The sequence below is a fragment of the Rahnella perminowiae genome (genome assembly GCF_019049695.1).
In the GTDB taxonomy this organism is placed as follows: domain Bacteria; phylum Pseudomonadota; class Gammaproteobacteria; order Enterobacterales; family Enterobacteriaceae; genus Rahnella; species Rahnella perminowiae.
This window is the reverse complement of the sequence record NZ_JAFMOT010000182.1, coordinates 15778-34453: the sequence shown is the minus strand read 5'-3', so window position 1 is coordinate 34453 and position 18676 is coordinate 15778. Positions and strand designations below refer to the sequence as shown.

The following is an 18676-nucleotide window of genomic DNA, read 5'->3' as shown; positions in this document are numbered from 1 at the left end:
GCGATCTAATTCTGCTCGGCTTTTATTCACCCTCTCAATATTTGCCCCCGTTCCCTGCATTTGCGCCACAATTCTTGGCCGCTGACGACGATTTCTGCTTGTGTCCTGAGAAAGCCTAAGTAACATAGCAAAATCCCTATTTACAGGGTGTCCAATATTTCTTAGCCAACATATATAAAGAAAGAGAGAAATCTATGAGCGTTGTGCCTGTAGTCGACGTACTGCAAGGCCGTGCTGCGGTTGACAGTGAAGTCACCGTACGCGGTTGGGTACGTACCCGGAGAGATTCTAAAGCTGGTATCTCATTCGTCGCCGTTTATGACGGCTCCTGCTTTAATCCTTTACAGGCCGTCATCAATAATTCTCTGCCCAATTATCAGGAAGATGTATTACGTCTGACGACGGGTTGTTCAGTAGAAGTGACCGGTACTGTTGTCGCCTCACCTGGCGAAGGCCAGAGTTTTGAGCTGCAGGCAACTGCCGTCAAAGTTGTTGGCTGGGTGGATGACCCTGATACATATCCGATGGCGGCAAAACGCCACAGCATCGAATACCTGCGTGAAGTGGCTCACCTTCGCCCGCGCACCAACCTGATCGGTGCTGTTGCCCGTGTGCGCAACACCCTCTCCCAGGCCATTCACCGTTTCTATCATGAAAACGGTTATTTCTGGGTATCCACACCGCTGATCACGGCCTCCGATACCGAAGGTGCAGGTGAGATGTTCCGCGTATCCACCCTGGACTTGCAAAACCTGCCGCGTACCGACAAAGGCGAAATTGACTTCAGCGAAGATTTCTTCGGCAAAGAAGCATTCCTGACGGTGTCCGGCCAGCTGAACGGCGAAACTTATGCCTGTGCGCTGTCAAAAGTTTATACCTTCGGTCCGACTTTCCGTGCAGAAAACTCTAACACCAGCCGTCACCTTGCGGAATTCTGGATGGTAGAACCGGAAGTCGCATTTGCCACGTTGGATGACATCGCAGCACTGGCCGAAAATATGCTTAAATATGTTTTCAAAGCCGTTTTAGACGAACGTGCAGATGATATGGCCTTTTTCGCTGACCGTGTAGACAAAGATGCTGTTGCGCGCCTGGAGCGATTTGTAACATCCGATTTCGCCCAGGTGGACTATACCGACGCAGTAGAAATATTAATGAATTGTGGTCAGAAATTCGAAAACCCGGTTTCATGGGGCGTCGATCTTTCTTCTGAGCATGAACGTTATCTTGCAGAACAGCATTTCAAAGCGCCGGTAGTGGTTAAAAACTATCCGAAAGATATTAAAGCTTTTTATATGCGTATGAATGAAGATGGTAAAACCGTCGCAGCAATGGATGTTCTGGCTCCGGGCATCGGCGAGATTATTGGTGGCTCTCAGCGTGAAGAACGTCTGGATGTTCTGGACGCCCGTATGGCTGAAATGGGACTGAATAAAGAAGATTACTGGTGGTATCGCGATCTTCGTCGCTACGGTACTGTTCCGCATTCAGGTTTCGGCCTCGGTTTTGAACGTTTAGTCGCCTATGTGACCGGTGTTCAAAACGTGCGTGACGTGATCCCGTTCCCGCGTACCCCACGTAATGCAACCTTCTAATTAATTAAAATATTTTTAATTAACAGAATAGTTACAAAACTAAGGCCAGCTTTGCTGGCCTTAGTCATTTTCAAAGATAGATCCCTGTCACAAAGTTCCGTAAAATACACATTTTGAAATACATTTTTTCCAACTGAAACATATTTAGTAATTTAGTAGCATTTTCGCTATGGATTAAGCTCACCACGGATGGAATAGTGCGTTCAGACACAGGAGACACCAAACTTTCGCGAATAGTTCCGTAAAGAATTATTTAAGGCAGTGGCAGGTGTCCAAATAAAACCAATGAGGGTAATAATAATGATGAAGCGCAATATTCTTGCAGTGGTAATCCCTGCTCTGTTAGTTGCTGGTGCAGCTAATGCAGCTGAGATCTATAACAAAGATGGCAACAAACTGGATCTGTACGGTAAAGTTGACGCCCGTCACACCTTCTCTGACAATGCTGGCGACGATGGCGACCAGACCTATGTCCGTTTCGGCTTCAAAGGCGAAACTCAAATTACTGACCAACTGACCGGTTACGGCCAGTGGGAATACAACGTTCAGGCTAACCACGCAGAAAGCGCTGGCGACGAAGGCAACAAAACGCGTCTGGGCTTCGCAGGTCTGAAATTCGGTGATGCAGGTTCTTTCGACTACGGTCGTAACTACGGCGTAATCTACGACGTAATGTCCTACACCGACCAATTGCCAATCTATGGCGATGACACTATGTACCAGAACAACGACAACTTCATGATTGGTCGTGGTAATGGCATGGCAACTTACCGTAACAGCAACTTCTTCGGTCTGGTTGACGGCCTGAGCTTCGCAGTACAGTACCAGGGCAAAAACCAAAACGATCGTGATGGCCATGACTTTGCTGCTGATGGTACCGACTTGGGTGTTCCAGGAAGTGCAACTAAAGACCAGAATGGTGACGGTTGGGGTTCTTCGGTAGCTTATGCTATCGGCAACTCTGGCGTTAGCGTAAGTGGTGCTTACTTCTCATCTAACCGTACTAACTCTCAGAAACTTGATGGTAACGGTGACAAAGCTTCCGCATATGCATTGGGCGCGAAATATGACGCTAACAACCTGTACCTGGCAGCATTCTACGGTGAATCCGAGAACACCACCATCTATGGCGGAGACTTCAACCAAGTTGCTAACAAAACTCAAAACTTTGAAGTTGTAGCGCAATACCAGTTTGATTTCGGCCTGCGTCCTTCCATTGCTTACCTGCAGTCCAAAGGTAAAGATCTTAATGCGTTGGGTACTGGCTTTGCAGGCGGTGATGCTGACTTGGTTAAATACGTAGAAGTTGGTACTTACTACTACTTCAACAAAAACATGTCTACCTATGTTGACTACAAAATCAACCTGTTGGACGACAACAGCTATACCCGTACCGCTGGTGTTTCTACCGATGATGTTGTGGGTGTTGGTCTGCAATACCAGTTCTAATATCGCTTAACGATGCGCTTACGGGCGTAGCAAAGTGGATATCAAGGCAGAGCTTCGGCTCTGCCTTTTGCATTTGTGTATGTTTGAAAATATCGTTTTTCCACCCTCGCCCATAAATTATTTTAATCTCCCACGCCTTCTCACAACTCTGCTTTCTTTTTGCCGCAAACGGTTGGCAAACGGGGGCGCTGGCGTTACCCTGAAGCCCTCTTTCGTCATATCAGGCTATGGAATTTTCCGACATGTTTGAAAAAATCACTGCAGCACCTGCTGATCCTATTCTGGGTCTTACCGATCTTTTCCGCGCTGACGATCGCTCAGATAAAATAAATCTGGGGATTGGTGTTTATAAAGACGAAACAGGTAAAACGCCGGTTCTGGCCAGCGTGAAGAAAGCCGAACAATTTCTGTTGGAAAATGAATCTACTAAAACCTATCTGAGTATTGACGGGTTGCCTGATTTTGCACATTGCACACAGGAACTGCTGTTTGGCCAGGACAGCGCGATTATTGCTGATAAACGGGCACGTACCGCGCAGACTCCGGGCGGCACTGGCGCTCTGCGTATCGCAGCAGATTTCATCGCTACGCAAACCAGCGCCAGGCGCGTGTGGGTAAGCAATCCAAGCTGGCCGAACCATAAAGGCGTGTTCTCTGCTTCAGGTCTGGAAGTCATGGAATACCACTACTATGATGCCGTCAATCACAGCCTTGATTTCGATGGCATGCTGAAAAGTCTGAGCGAAGCTAAAGCAGGCGACGTGGTACTGTTCCACGGTTGCTGCCACAACCCAACCGGTATCGATCCTACTCAGGAACAATGGGCACAACTGGCAGAATTGTCTGTGAGCAACGGCTGGTTACCGTTGTTCGATTTCGCTTATCAGGGCTTTGCAAAAGGTCTGGAAGAGGATGCGGCCGGTCTGCGTCTGTTCGTGGAAACACACAAGGAATTACTGGTCGCCAGCTCTTATTCGAAAAACTTCGGGTTATACAATGAACGCGTGGGCGCTTGTACATTAGTTGCGGCCGATGAAGAAACCGCCGATCGCGCCTTCAGTCAAATGAAATCGGTTATCCGTGCTAACTACTCCAACCCACCGTCACACGGTGCTGCGGTGGTAGCCACGATTTTGGGTAACGAAGCTTTGCGCACACTGTGGGAGCAGGAGCTGAGCGATATGCGTCTGCGTATTCATCGTATGCGTCAGCTGTTCGTCAGTACCTTGCAGGAAAAAGGCGCTCAGCAAGATTTCAGCTTTATTATCAATCAGAACGGGATGTTCTCTTTCAGCGGCCTGACCAAAGAGCAGGTATTGCGGTTACGCGATGAGTTCGGCGTGTATGCAGTCAACTCTGGCCGTATTAACGTTGCTGGCATTACACTCGAAAACATGGCACCGCTGTGTGAAGCCATCGTCGCGGTACTCTAAAAGATAAGTGGTGTTGCTCAATTAAAAAAGCCCGTCAGGTGGACTGACGGGCTTTTTGTTTTTGCTGATAAACAGCAAACGTCATCACCAGACCGGCATTTCATCCTGCAGGAACGGATTGGTTCTACGCTCATAACCAAAATCCGACATCGGGCCATGGCCGGGAATAAATACCATGTCATCGCCGAGCGGCAATAATTTCGTTTTGATGGAATGAATAAGCGCCTGATGGTCACCACGCGGGAAATCACTGCGGCCTACGCCACCTTTAAATATCACATCACCGGAAACGGCAATTCGCGCTTTATCATTGATGAAGACAATATGCCCCGGCGTATGGCCCGGGCAATGCAGCACGGATAAGATTTCCTCGCCGACATTCACTGAATCCCCTTCTTCCAGCCAGGTATCTGGCGTCAACGGATCACAATGGTCGAGGCCAAACATCTGGCTTTGGGTGGGCAGCGCATCCAGCAGGAATTGATCTTCTTTCTGAGGACCGATAACCGGTACCTGATAGTGAGCAGCCAGCTCTGCCGCTGCTCCTACGTGATCAAGATGACCGTGAGTCAGCAAAATTTGCGTAACCAATACACCTTTGGCAGAAACTTCCTGGATGATCCTTGCGGCTTCACCGCCCGGATCGACAATAGCAGCCTGATTGGTTTTAACACACCAAATCAGTGAACAGTTTTGGCTGAACGCCGTGACGGTAATTAAATGGATTTTCATAGAGCTCCACAAAATGGCCTGCACATTCCGGCAGGCCATTAATAACACACATCACCAGGTCCGCGCGGGACCGGTATCGATGTGCACAAAGTTACTTCGTGGATAATATCCTACACCACCCATCCGCATTTTTAATGCGGCTTTGCGGATATTGCTCAGTTCGATGCCCTGGATGTGGAAATCCATTGCCTGCCCGAGGGTGTGATAACTGTGCTTCGCTACCCCGCTTCCTGGCTCACGCATGCTGTTGTTTGTCGCCAGTGAGCGGTAACCCGAAATCAGCTGGACCGGTTTATTGGTTCCGCCGAGCATCACCTGCAAACGATAGAGATGATCGAACAACGCGGGATCGATCGATTTTACCTTTTCCGCACGATAGTCTCTGAACAGATGATTCAACCGGGCCAACTCATCCTTGTTGTAACGCTTTCCATCAAAAAACTCGGTTTTGAGGGTTTCGCCGGTATTTATATTGTTAACCACTAAAATACGCGGACGAGGTGTGGAAAGAGTGGCGAATGCACGACCTGGAAGTAATGCAATCCCCATAGCGGCACTGCCTAATGCCAGCCATTTACGGCGATGTGTGTCGATTTCATTCATGAACAGTTTACTATCCGGTAAGAGAGTCAAAAAAAGCTCTGATCTGAGCCGTTTTGAACCTTAACTGCCAATTTTCTGCGAGTCAAGGGGACCCATATAAGCAAAACGAGCGTGCCAGTGGCTCACGCTCGTCCGATGGCCAAATACTCTGACCCTTATCAGATTAGATTTACTGCATTTATTGAAGCAAAATTTCTGCCTGAGGCAGGATTTGTGCGCCGGATCTCACCGTTGAATCATAATTGTAAATATCTGTTCTGAACTGAGGCTTACCGTCATCTGCGACCCACGCCGTCAGATAAAACAGTTTTACCGGTATGTGATGGCGTATCGCTACATACGTGGTATTACCACCCTGCAATGTTGAAGAGATCCGCGTGTCATTCCAGCCCGCATCCTGCAATAACATATTGGCTAATTCAGACGCCTTATTCACCCTCACACAACCTGAACTCAGCGCACGAATATCTTTGCTGAACAGATTATGATTTGGCGTGTCATGCAGATAAATAGCATCAGAACTCGGCATATTAAATTTATACCGACCGAGGGAATTGCTCACGCCTGGTGCCTGACGGATGCGATATGGGAAATGGTTAGGCGATACCATTGCCCAGTCAATCATTGCAGGATCAATCACTTCCGCATCATTACTCCAGCCGGACAGCACCTGATAGCCATGTTGCTGGAAGTAACCGGGATTATTCATGGCTTTAGGCACGATATCTTCACGTATTAACGTAGTAGGCACATTCCATGGCGGATTGACTACCACATTATTCAGCGCACTGCTCATTAATGGCGTTTTACGACTTGGACGCCCGACAATCACCCGTGACGACAACACTTCATTACCATTGAGATAATAGGTGAGCTGATAGTTTGGAATATTCACCATGATGCCGGTGTTCACATTGCCAGGGAGAATGCGCAGGCGCTGAATATTCAGCGCCAGTAAGGTCGCACGCAATTGCGGAGAGGCGTTCAGCCACTGACGGGTACGTCCGCCAATAATACCGTCAGCTTCCAGTCCCTGCCATTTTTGAAAACGTTTAACGGCCTCCACTAAATCCGGCGTGTACTGATTGTGAGCAACAGCAACCGGCGGGTGAGTTGCTGGCGCTTCTGTCGACTGAACCGTTGGCAGAACATCTTGTACTGATGTTGCAGAAGGGCTGACGGCTGGCGTCGATTGCTGGGCCTTATCGGCGGTTTCATCAACAGACAGATCGTCATTTGCCGCGCTTCCCGGCGTGTCCGGAGCGATGGTTTCATCTGTCGGTTTAGGCACCCTGTTCTCTTCAGGCGATGCGACCATCATACCGGTGCGGGTCAGGATCTCCCGCAAAGCCGGGACATCGTCACTGATCTGATCCGGCCGCAAACTGGCTGATCCTGTCATGACCGGCCAGGGACGATTATCCGCCAGCATGGTCTTCAACGCATCATGCATCTTGGTGTAATAAGGATGCTGTGGCGCGAGAGTCGACAAATAGTGTGACGTATTGCCCTGACGCACAGCCAGCTGCCATTGATTAATCACCGTCAGTGATGGCGTCGTCATTTTGTAAGGCGTGGAACTGTATAACCACTTATCCCCGTTGGCTTCCACGCTGCTCGTAAACTGTAAATAACCCAGCATCGCATCTGATAACACGACGTCACGGGCCATGCCGGTGACTTGCGGATCCGTCAGCCATTTCACCCATTGCGTGAACTGAGGCTGGATACCAGATATGGCCAGTTCGGCCAACTGCTGCTGGAATATCTGAACGGTTTGGCGATCGTTCCACATGGGCTGCATATGATTTGCAGCATAAAGCGAAGACAGAGAAGACAGATACAACGGCCGGATGCCTCTGGGCAATAATTCTGCCTGCAACTGACTCATGCTCTGCACACTTGACAGTGTCGTTTTTCCTAATGGCAGTGTGGGCACGGTAGCCCATGCAGCCAACCACGGTGACAGACCGCCCGCCAGCAAGCAGCTGGCGACTAAAAACCTGAGAGACCTTTGATTCATTAACATCTTCCCTTGCCTCCCGATAAGGTGCCCAATTTCATCCCCAAAACTGAGCCTGCAGCTCTTGGATTAAGTATATAAAGAGAATTCTTTTTTTGCGTAGGAACTCAATGAAATAGAGCCCGCATGTCACGTAAAGACTCTAAGTCAGCTGTCAGTTTAAATAAAGCCTTCCGTTACGTGTTTATGAGTTGTTTTTAAGCATTCGCCTATAAATTACACAACACTTTAGCTTTGCCTTGCGCGGTATTTAGAGCATCACTGTTTTTTAAACAAATATAAGTGAAATGGGGGTAATTCTAATAAAAAGCCCCGGCGATCATAGGCCGGGGCTTTTAAAATCAATCAGCTGTTTTATCTGAAAATAATCAGGAAACGTCAGCTTCCGTATTGACCAGAGCAGGCTGTTCAGCGGCAAATCCACGCAAACCAACGACGTGTACATGCTCATTATTGCCAAAGACTTTACGCACCAGTTTATACGTCGTCCCTTTTTCCGGGCTGATGTTTTCCGGTGCTGCGATAATCAGTTGCATTTCCAGACGGTCGCAAAGCTCAAACAGTGTGGCAATAGATTTCGCATCCAGACGCGCGGCTTCATCGAGGAACAGCAGACGACAAGGCGAAATATCCTTTCCTCGCATACGGCTCGACTCATCTTCCCAGCTCTGAACAACCATTACCAGAATCGACATACCGGTACCGATCGCTTCACCTGTTGACAGCGCCCCGCTTTCTGCGCGCAGCCAGCCATCCGAACCCCGGTTTACTTCCACTTCCATTTCGAGATAGTTGCGGTAATCCAGAAGTTCTTCGCCAATAGTTTGCGGTGTGCGCTGACCCATATCAATTTGCGGGTTCAGACGCTGATAGAGTTTCGCCAGCGCCTCCGAGAAAGTCAGACGGTTGCTGCTGAACAGGTCCTGATGCTGTTCCTGCTGTTCAGAAAGCACATCCAGCAGTCCCGCATGCGCTTCACGCACGTTCACATTCAGACGGACGCTTTTCACCTGACCAAACGCCACTGCCTGCAGCCCCTGGTTAAGCTGACGAATACGATTTTGTTCGCGCTGAATGGTTTTGCGGATGATATTTGCCACGCTGCGGGAACTGATCGCCAGTTGTTGCTCACGGGCTGTCAGCTCTTCGGTCAGACGTCCCAGCTCGATTTCCATCTGTTCAATCGCTTCAACCGGATCATCGGTACGAATAATATCCTGGCGGATACGTTCGCGCAGATGCTGATAGACGGCGATATAGAACTGGATTTTGCGCTCAGGGCGTTTCGGATCTTCGGACAGACGCAGCACATCGCGCAGATGTTCGTTATCAGACACCGCCAGACGCAGTGCACCCAGGGATTTATCTGACATGGAACGCAGTTCGTCGCCATCCATATAAGCCAGCTCACGGCGGTGCAGACGGCGTTCAACACCATTGTCTTTCACCAAACGCATCACCGCACACCAGCCCGCTTTTGCGGTCACAACCTGTTCGCGGCTCTGATGATAATCACGCTCAAGTTTGCGCAGTTTCTTCTGCAGGTTATCCATTTCTGCTTCGCAGAAGGTGATTTGCTTTTCAAGCTGATTACAGCGCGCACGGTTAGTACTGAGCGCGCTGTGCAGTTCGTCACGGCGGGTTTTGGCGCGTGCTTCCGCATTGGCATCCGCCTGAACGCCGATATCCTGTAATTCCTGACTCAGTTCCTTGAGCATATCGCGTTTGGCATCGAACGAACTTTTCAGCGAGGCCAGAACCTGACTGTACTGCGTCAGTTGCGTCTGATGCTGACGCATTTGTTCACGGGCGCGTGTACGTTCTGCTTCCGCATGTTCCAGACGCTGACGCAGTTTATCATTCAGGTCGCTGTTTTCATTGAGCATACCGGCAGAGTCGGTATAACTGAAGTGAGCACGGCGCTGAACCACTTCGGTCAGGGCAAATGCCTGCTGCTTCGCCAGTCGCTGTACATGCTGCGCCTGGGCGTAATCTTCTTTCAGTTGCTCATGCTGTTCCGGGTCGCTTTGCAGCACCGATACCAGCGGTTCCAGCTTGCTCAGTGAAACACCGTGCTGCTGAATGAAACGGGCGCAATCCTGCGCCTCTTCCATCTCTTCACGAATTTCTTCGACCCGATCAATCAGCGTCTCATCGCATAGCAAACCGACACGCGGCTGCAATTTATTGAGCATGCCGATAGCATCTTTCGCCTGCTCATATTGCTGGCGCTGTTGCTGATTTTGGCCTTCATGCGCATTAATGGCGCGTTCCAGCTCACCGCGGCGTCCGCTCAGGGTACGGATTTCAGCTTCAGGATCGGCATCGAACGCCACGGCTAAATGGCTGCCGATAAAGCGGCTGAACGCCTGATGTGCGCGCTGAATTTTCTGCACATCAAACGACAATGTCGCATAACGTTCTGACAGGCTTTCGCGTTCTTTATGCAGGGTTTCCAGACGGTTCTCACGCGCCGCACGGCCAAACAACGGCACTTGCGGGAAGTGAGAATAACGCCACTGACGATCACCCGTTTTAACCAGTACCGCACCCTGCATTTCTTCCACTTCGAACACGTTGTCATCAAATGACTGCGGATCCCCTTCGATGAGATAGAGATCTTCCGGGCAATCATCCAGACCGTCAAGTTGGTCGCGGATCAGAGATAAATCAGGTACCACAATTGCGTGACGGGACGGACCATACAATGCGGAGAAGTAAGGCGCATCGTCGATGGTGACATCGTCGTAAATTTCCGACAACAATACGCCACCGAAACGTTCTGCCAGCGCGATCATGCGGGAATCTTCCGCACCACTCGGCTGGCTGAGGCGGGTAATTTGCCCTTCAATGCGACGTTTGCGGGCAGCCACTTCGTCACGCTCAACTGTCGTTTCGCGTTCCGTTTCCAGAAGTTGCTGCATGTATTCGGTCACCTGCTGGCTGCTTTCCAGCGGTTCCTTACTTTGCTCGCTTAACTGACTGAGTGCTTCCTGCGCGGCCAGCCAGACGGGGGCACGGGCGGTCAGTTCACGAATGCGCGACTGGACACGTTCAAGCTCCTGGCGCATTTCCATGCGACGTTCACCTGCCTGCGACACCACACCCTGTAATTCTTCAATCTGAACTTCCAGCTCACGCTGCATTTCGTCCAGATCTTCAGGGTGCACATCCTGCCCCGTACGTTTGCAGAATTCCTGCAGCTGACGCTCAGCATCCTGCTGCTCACGCAGGCGGCCTTCAAGTTCGGACAACCGCATGCGCAGCGGTTCGACACGCTCAGCCTGATGCTGCCGGGAAGACCAGTCACGCAGTAATTCACGTGCCGTCTGCCAGGCTTCACTGCGGCTCACTTCACCGGCGATTTTCACCACCAACTGATAAGCGGTTTCAAACTGATTATGGGCGGCAGAAGCAACACTCATCTTCTGTTCCAGCATCAACAGGATTTCAGTGGCTTCCTGTTCTTTGCCCTGGAACGTTTCCAGCCATGTTTCGCTATTCTGAATGCTCAGATCGGGGATCTGACACAAGTCGCGCGCACGTTCAATGGCCTGTAACGCCTGCTGATACTGGATCGCACGGGTCTGCTGAACATCCAGCGCCTGCTGGTAATCGGCCAGCTGGCTTTTCAGCTCATCCACTTCCTGTTCAGCGGCCTCAGCGCGTGCTTCATATTCGGCGTGCTGCTCGCTGGCTTCGGCCACCACTTCGTTCTGCTCTTCCAGACGATACGTCAGCTCTTCGAGGTCACTTTCATAACGCTCGATTTTTTCCTGCTGACGCATCGCCGTCTGAACCAGACTCAGATGATCGCTGGCGGCCTGATAATCGGTTTCCAAATCGCTTTGCGAACCACTTTGTTCGGCCAGCTCACGCGCCATTTCGACATGACGATATTGTTCGCCGGATAACTGCTTGCGGCTGCTAAACAAATCATTACGCAGCACAAGCGCACCATCGAGATGAATGCGGCGCTCATTGGCATGACGCATATAGTCTGCGGCTACGTAAGACGTTGCTTCAGAAATCAGATGCTTAAACAGATCGCGGTCAGATTGCGTCACGCGGATCGCTTCCAGCGTCATGCGGTTTTCACGCAGCGCCGCTTCCATATCCTGGAAAGCTTTACGCACACCACTGTTTTCCGGCAACAAATAGTCGCGCAGGGAACGAGTGATGGCACTGGAAATACCGCCGTAAAGTGAGGCTTCAATCAGACGATAAAATTTACTGCGGTCGGATGCTGAACGTAAACGACGCGGAATCACACCCAGATCAAACATCAGGGCATGATAATCAGTAATGGAGTTGAACTGCTTGAACTGTACGCCTTCCATTGCCTCAACGCGATCTTTCAGCTCCTGCAAAGGCAGCACGCGGGCCTGACGTTCGCCGACCGTCTCGGTCAGCATTTCTGTCGGATTCACCGCAACCGGCAAACCCTGAATGGTGAAAGGTTTGATATCGACTTTACGGTCACGGCCGGCGACCTGCTGCAGGCGAACCCCCACAACAATGCGCTGGTGACGCGAGTTCACCACATCCAGAACCGAGTAACAGACACCCGCACGTAATTTACCGTGCAGACCTTTATCACGTGAACCGGAGGTGGCGCCCGCTTCCGTTGTGTTACGGAAATGCAGTAACGTCAGATCGGGGATCAGGGCGGTGACGAAAGCCGCCATTGTGGTGGATTTACCCGCCCCGTTGCCGCCGGAAAGCGTGGTGACCAGTGAATCAAGGTCAAACGTACGGGCGAAGAACCCGTTCCAGTTAACCAGCGTCAGTGAGCGAAATTTACCGCGTTCAATCATTCCTGTTCATCCTCTGCGCTCTCATGCCCTTGCTGCCCTGCCAGCGGTTCGCCGTCCTCACTTTCGTCATTCAGTGACAGCGCGCTGTCGACAGGCATCGCTTCACCGTCGCGGATCATCCGCAACTGTGCTTCGCGCGCATCATCGCCGCTGCGGACATCCGCACCAAAACGGAATACCGCTTCGGTGATACGGAACTTGCTGCTGTCAACACCCATGAAATACACCATACCCAGACGGCGCAGGCGATTGAGCGACGTACGAACTTTGTCCTGCAACTTCTGGCGATCCAAATCTGAGCCGGTTGAGCGCTGATTGACGTATTTGAGTAATTTACTTTCATCCGCCAGGCTCAGTAATTCGTCGTACAGTTCCTGCTGAGTAAAAATCCCCTCATGCGCCAGACGTTCCGGGCTCAGATACAAATAGCAAAGAATTTTCCCCACCATCATATCCAGTTCAGATAACACTGAACGCGGGATAAGCGTGGTCGAGCGCGGACGCAGATAGAAAAAACCTTCCGGTGCCCGGATTAATTCCACATTGTAGCGGCTGTAAAAGAGTTCCATTTCTTCCTGATAATCCATCAGAAAAGCATGGTTATCCAGTTCATCAATGCCAATATGACGGCCAGAACGCAGCTGACTGTCGAGAGCAGGAAACACTGAGTTTGCCAGTGCCTGCGCCAGCTTAGCTGGCATTATGTGTTCAATATTTGTCGATGACATGGGCCTGCACCTTGGCTCCGTAATCATTGATTGCCTGCCATTCAGCATGCAATCCTGAAAAATCTGCTTCAGCCACACCAAGGCGCACGGCCTGGTCGACCACAATTCGCGCGACATCAAAATGTCGGGCACGCGGATACTGTTTAAGGTATTCGCGCATTACCATGCCCAGATTGAGCGGCGTTTTTTGTTGCTGATAAACCTGTAAGGCCTGTTCAATCAATGCCGCAAGTTGTTCGCGGATTTCGTTAAACTCTTCAAACTCAAGATCTGGCGGAAGTTCGCCGGTCACTTCTTCGCTACGCAGGGCCAGTTCTTCATCACGCATATCCAGCAGACGATCGGCATTGGCGAACGTCAGCGTCCACGGCTGATCAAAGTAGTTCTGCACCGACTGGCGCAGACGTTGCGCAAACACCCGGTTTTTATCCATATCGATGGCGGTACGGATAAATTTATGCACATGGCGGTCATAGCCAATCCACAGGTCAATTGCCTGCTGACCCCAGCTGGTAATACGGTCGAGTTTGTTCTGCAAGTCGAAAACCAGTTTGTCGACAAAGCTCAAATCGAGTTCGACCATCGTGGCATCCTGAATACGCATAAGATGCGCCTGTAACAGGTTACCGGCGGCTTCTAACGTATCCTGCAATTCACGCAGCGTGCCCGAGGTTTCTGACAGGAGGATTTCACAACTGGAAATTGCCGCGCGCCAGTCTTTATTCAGCAACGCGGCAATGTCATCTTTCACGCCCTGCTGCTGTTCGTCCATGACCCTTTGCGTCATATCGATGCTGTCAAAAATTTCAGCAACGGAGTATTTCAGTGGCGCGTAAACATTGCGATGCCAGTGGAAATCATCGCCACCCTCTTCGGCTGCATCCGCCGCACGCTTGAGTTCCTGCGCCACAATCGACAATTGCATAGACAACCGCAACGTAGAGAATTCACGCTGGCGGATGTAATAATCTGAAATGCCGATCGCCAAAGGCGTCAGGCGATAGATAGCATTACCGTCAGCCAGTTCACTGACGAAACGGTTGAGCAAACGCTGACGCACCATGTCATTGATGGCATTATTGGCACGTACGGTGATGGTTTCGTTTGTCTGCTCAAATCCCTTGCTGACGTGACGAAATGCATCGACCAGTTCACCCTCACTCATTTCCCCATCAAGGCGCTCGCTGTTTAATGTGGCAATCGCCAGAAGAAAAGCCAGCCGCTCCGTTGGCAGCGAAATTGAGAAATCATTTTTTCGTGCCCAGGCGACCAGTTCGGGTACAGTCTGGGAAAATTCGCTCATAATTCGTCCTTCAGAATGGGTTTGTGCGCCATCACGTGGATGTAACGTCCCAAACTAACAAAAGGTTCCTGGCGGCAATAACGCTGCTCCAGCGCCAGAAGCTCGTCAAAATCCTGTTTATGTTGTTGTCTGTTTCGCAAATAATCATGGAACACTCTAACACCGGTCTTGCCGCTGATCTGCATTCCAAGTTCTTCCAGCCACTGATAAACCTGAGCCGGTTCCAGTGGATGATCGGGTAGCAGGGAGCTTTTTTTGATTTTTGGCACACCGGCTTCAACATGACCGAAATTGCCGAGGATCATATGCCGCATGACCAGACCGTGGATATTGTAAAACATCAGCGATAATGCCCCGCCCGGTGCCAGGCAATCTACCAGCGCAGCCATTGCCTGCTGTGGCTCTGCCAGCCATTCGATGACCGCATGGAACAATATCAGATCAACCGGTTGTTCCAAATGTTCGGCGATATTCTGAGCCGGACATTGTACAAATTGCATGTTGTTGCTCACACCTTTTTCCAGCGCAGCAGCCTCAGCGCGCCGGATCATCTCACCGGAAAGATCACACAACAAGACCTTATGTCCTAAAGCAGCCAGTTCGCAGGCCATTTGTCCTTCCCCGCCGCCCGCATCAAGGATACGCAATGGCCGCTGAGGCAAAGTCTGTAATAAATCATGCAAATCCTGACCCAGCACAGCCTGACGGATACGTCCCTTTGTTGTGCCGTAGATATTGCGCGAGAATTTCTCGGCCATATCGTCGAAATTACGATCCTGCATGAAATGAACCCTGCTTCTGAAAACAATTTGGTGAATGATGGCTGTGCGGCAATGCCGGGTGAAGTGCTATTTTGGCACAGGCTGGCATAGAATAAATCATCCTGACGCGGATTCACGCCCGGATGTCGTTTTTTCACCCAAAAGGATCGGTTTCTGATGTTATTTACCCTAAAAAAGACGCTGGGAGGCCTGCTATTACCTCTGCCATTTATTCTGCTTCTCATGGCGATAGCACTGGTATTGCTGTGGATAACCCGGTGGCAAAAAACCGGAAAAGTGTTTTTTTCACTGAGTTGGCTGCTTCTGTTGCTGCTCAGCCTGCAACCTGTGGCGGATAACCTGCTCCGCCCCATTGAATCGGTCTACCCGACTTATCAGGCTGACGGCCATGCGCCGGTAAAATATGTCGTCGTACTGGGTGGGGGTTATACCTATAATCCGGCGTGGGCACCGAGTTCTAATCTCATCAGTAACAGTCTTCCTCGCGTGGCCGAAGGGATCCGCATTTACCGGGCAAACCCCGGTTCGAAAATGATCTTCACCGGTGCGCGGGCCATGACCAATCCGGTGAGCAGCGCTGCGGTTGCCGGAAAAGTGGCGGAGAGTTTAGGTGTGCCGCAAAGCGATATTATTTTACTCGACAGGCCACGGGATACACATCAGGAAGCTTTACAGGTGAAAGAAATGCTGGGAGAGCAGCCCTTTGTGCTGGTGACATCGGCTAATCATCTGCCGCGGGCGATTATTTTTTTCCGGCAACTGGGACTGAATCCTATTCCGGCACCGGCAAATCAACTTGCGATAGATTCCCCGCTCAATCCGTGGGAAAAAGCATTACCACAGGCACTGTTCCTGTCTCACAGTGAGCGGGCATGGTATGAAACGCTGGGGCGCATATGGCAATGGATGACACTGCCGGCACCCGCTGCGAAGCCGCTCAGTTAAGCCACGGCAACAGTTGTTGTCGTGCATAATCGAACTGACGGCGATCGAGCTTGCCGGTATGGATCAGATGTGCGACAGATTCCCACACCAGATACAACCAGCGACGGGCAAGGAACGTTTCCGAAACGGGTGCTTTGTGGAGATAACCAAACAGCAGTTGCTCGCTCATTCCTTTTTCCCACAATCTGAAGAGATCAAACTCGCGCGGCGCCCATAACACGGTGCCGGGATTAATCATCGCCAGTAACTGATCGCTGCGCGGATCTTTGAGCATGCTGCGTAGCGAAAGATTACCGTGAACCAATACCGGTGTATCGTCAAATCCTTCAAACAACGCAGGGATACAGGCACGGGAACGGAAAAGCAGCGTACGATCTTCAGGGGTGAGTTCAGGGGCCTGTAAATGGGATAACGTTGCCCACAATACTTCGATCCTCTGCGGGTACCAATTTTCCCAGCGATTTTCCTGAGTGCTGTCTACCGAACCGACACAACCGTGACTGTCAATCCGGTGCCACGCCAGCATCGCCTCGACAATTTGCTCCTGCAGTATTTGCCAGCGCTCAGGAGTACGTGTTGGTGCTTCCGCCGATACGCCGCGCAGACGCTCAATGAGCAAGATTTCCTGATACGGTTTCTGATGCGTGGTGACCATGCCATAAACCGCCGGCACCCGTACCACGCCTTCCCGTGCCAGCATGGATAATTTATAAGCCTCCTGCCCGGCGATTCCCTGACAGACAAAACTCTTCGCCATCAATGGCATCGCATAACCCTGCTCATCATAGAGAGAGAAAAGATGCGCATAAGGCTGCTCACTGACACATTCGAGACGGGATAAACGCTCGCCCAGCACAATACTCAATTCGGCTTTTAGCTGTTCCATAACGTGTTCGCAGTGACAAATAAATTAACGTTTATGATGAAAGCTTCAGGAAAGGATTACCCCGTGTCAGATCAAATAAAAACCGGATAGTCAGGACAGAAACAGGAAGGCAGTACGCAAAACGAAAAGAGAACAGAAATGACAAAACGGAATGCCGGAACATTCCGCTTTTATGAGCACTTATACCTTGTCGGATCAGGAATTTTTATGGCCCAAAATCACGCGCACACGTTCCAGATCCTCAGCGGTATCAACACCCACAGAAGGAATGGCCTTCGCTACATCAACGTGGATTTTTTCACCGTACCACAGTACCCGGAGTTGTTCGAGTAATTCAATGTGCTCCAGTTTAGTCGGTTCCCATTTCACATACTGGCGAATGAAACCGGCACGGTAAGCATAAATACCGATATGACGGAGGAAGACATCACCGACTGTTTCTTTCGACACGGCAAAACGTTCACGTTCCCACGGAATGGCAGCACGGGAAAAATACATGGCATAGCCTTTGGCATCCCGAACCACTTTTACCGCATTCGGGTTAAACGCTTCTTCCGCTGTTTCAATCGGCACAGCCAGTGTCGCCATTCCTGCTTCACTGTTTGCCAGATTATCCGCCACCTGACGGATAATAACAGGCGGGATCAGCGGCTCATCACCCTGCACATTGACGATGATTTCATCATCAGCAAAGTGACATACCTCGATCACTTCAGCCAGACGTTCGGTGCCTGACTGATGGTCAGCTCGTGTAAGGCAAACTTCACCGCCAGCAGCTTCAACCGCCGCCACAACGTCAGGATGATCTGTCGCAACAATTACACGTTTAGCCCCGGACTCCAGTGCACGCTCCATCACATGCACAACCATAGGTTTACCGTTGATATCGGCCAACGGCTTACCCGGTAAACGGCTTGACCCGAAGCGGGCCGGGATGATGGCAACAAAACTCATGGGTGTGTCTCATCAACAGAAAGCGGTCGGGCCTCGTTTTCTAATAATACGGGAATCCCCTCACGCACAGGATAAGCCAGGCTATCTGCCTTACACACTAATTCCTGCGACTCTTTATTAAAGTAAAGCTTCCCGTTACAGACGGGGCACGCAACGATTTCAAGCAAACGGTGGTCCATAAATTCCTCCCGGAGGCGAATACACCGCATTTTCAGCAAGGTGCAACGCAAAAAAGCATTGGAAACACAACATAGCGGTTCAAGAGAATAGCATAACGCCGCACCTCACGTTAATTCTCACTGATCCTCAAATACGGCCTCAAAAAGTTACGTTTTTGTAAAAAAATATCTTCGTGGGAGGATTGCGTTGCCCAATTTGTGGGAGTAGAATTTTTTCTGTGATGCAAGTCACACTATCAACCCTAAA

Annotated in this window: 14 protein-coding genes; 4 read left to right on the top strand and 10 right to left on the bottom strand. The window is 50.6% G+C overall.

Annotated features, from left to right (window positions below; translation table 11 throughout):
• Nucleotides 1-194: 194 nt before the first annotated feature.
• From asnS to J1781_RS16740, 3 genes are all read left to right on the top strand, one after another.
• A complete protein-coding gene (gene asnS / locus J1781_RS16750) occupies nucleotides 195-1595 on the top strand; it encodes an asparagine--tRNA ligase (protein WP_129952506.1) in 1401 nt (466 codons plus the stop codon).
• A 300-nt stretch (nucleotides 1596-1895) separates the two neighbouring features.
• Entirely contained in the window at nucleotides 1896-3044 is a 1149-nt protein-coding gene (ompC, locus tag J1781_RS16745) for a porin OmpC (protein ID WP_269154561.1), read from the top strand.
• A gap of 242 nt (nucleotides 3045-3286) precedes the next feature.
• Nucleotides 3287-4477 (top strand): amino acid aminotransferase, encoded by a 1191-nt coding sequence (locus J1781_RS16740; RefSeq protein ID WP_129952505.1) that lies wholly within the window; start codon nucleotides 3287-3289, stop codon nucleotides 4475-4477.
• A gap of 84 nt (nucleotides 4478-4561) precedes the next feature.
• Here the strand turns inward: J1781_RS16740 and J1781_RS16735 are convergent, their stop codons facing one another.
• The 7 genes from J1781_RS16735 to cmoM form a co-directional block, all read right to left on the bottom strand.
• Entirely contained in the window at nucleotides 4562-5209 is a 648-nt protein-coding gene (locus tag J1781_RS16735; RefSeq protein ID WP_129952504.1) for an MBL fold metallo-hydrolase, read from the bottom strand.
• Between the two features lie 51 nt (nucleotides 5210-5260).
• Complete coding sequence (locus J1781_RS16730) at nucleotides 5261-5812, bottom strand: peptidoglycan L,D-endopeptidase MepK (protein ID WP_129952503.1); 552 nt, start codon at nucleotides 5810-5812, stop codon at nucleotides 5261-5263.
• A 178-nt stretch (nucleotides 5813-5990) separates the two neighbouring features.
• Nucleotides 5991-7841, bottom strand: a complete 1851-nt coding sequence (ldtD, locus tag J1781_RS16725; RefSeq protein WP_129991190.1) for a L,D-transpeptidase LdtD — start codon at nucleotides 7839-7841, stop codon at nucleotides 5991-5993.
• A gap of 362 nt (nucleotides 7842-8203) precedes the next feature.
• Entirely contained in the window at nucleotides 8204-12652 is a 4449-nt protein-coding gene (gene mukB / locus J1781_RS16720; protein WP_217233906.1) for a chromosome partition protein MukB, read from the bottom strand.
• The gene (gene mukE, locus J1781_RS16715; RefSeq protein ID WP_129952500.1) at nucleotides 12649-13380 is read right to left on the bottom strand and encodes a chromosome partition protein MukE; all 732 of its coding nucleotides are present in this window, start codon (nucleotides 13378-13380) and stop codon (nucleotides 12649-12651) included. The genes mukB and mukE overlap by 4 nt, the downstream gene beginning before the upstream one ends.
• Nucleotides 13361-14683 (bottom strand): chromosome partition protein MukF, encoded by a 1323-nt coding sequence (gene mukF / locus J1781_RS16710; RefSeq protein WP_129952499.1) that lies wholly within the window; start codon nucleotides 14681-14683, stop codon nucleotides 13361-13363. The genes mukE and mukF overlap by 20 nt, the downstream gene beginning before the upstream one ends.
• Nucleotides 14680-15465: a tRNA uridine 5-oxyacetic acid(34) methyltransferase CmoM gene (gene cmoM, locus J1781_RS16705; RefSeq protein ID WP_129952498.1), complete on the bottom strand. Its 786-nt coding sequence runs from the start codon at nucleotides 15463-15465 to the stop codon at nucleotides 14680-14682. Before cmoM ends, mukF begins: the two co-directional genes overlap by 4 nt.
• Nucleotides 15466-15621: 156 nt before the next feature.
• Between cmoM and elyC the strand changes: the two genes are divergently transcribed.
• Nucleotides 15622-16410 (top strand): envelope biogenesis factor ElyC, encoded by a 789-nt coding sequence (gene elyC / locus J1781_RS16700; RefSeq protein WP_217139097.1) that lies wholly within the window; start codon nucleotides 15622-15624, stop codon nucleotides 16408-16410.
• Here elyC and J1781_RS16695 read toward each other — a convergent pair.
• From J1781_RS16695 to J1781_RS16685, 3 genes are all read right to left on the bottom strand, one after another.
• Nucleotides 16403-17296, bottom strand: coding sequence for a YcbJ family phosphotransferase (locus J1781_RS16695; RefSeq protein ID WP_129952496.1), 894 nt, complete (start codon nucleotides 17294-17296; stop codon nucleotides 16403-16405). The genes elyC and J1781_RS16695 overlap by 8 nt on opposite strands.
• A gap of 195 nt (nucleotides 17297-17491) precedes the next feature.
• Nucleotides 17492-18250, bottom strand: a complete 759-nt coding sequence (kdsB, locus tag J1781_RS16690; protein WP_129952495.1) for a 3-deoxy-manno-octulosonate cytidylyltransferase — start codon at nucleotides 18248-18250, stop codon at nucleotides 17492-17494.
• On the bottom strand, nucleotides 18247-18429 hold the full coding sequence (locus tag J1781_RS16685; RefSeq protein WP_013574842.1) for a Trm112 family protein: 183 nt from the start codon (nucleotides 18427-18429) through the stop codon (nucleotides 18247-18249). The genes kdsB and J1781_RS16685 overlap by 4 nt, the downstream gene beginning before the upstream one ends.
• Between the last annotated feature and the right edge of the window lie 247 nt (nucleotides 18430-18676).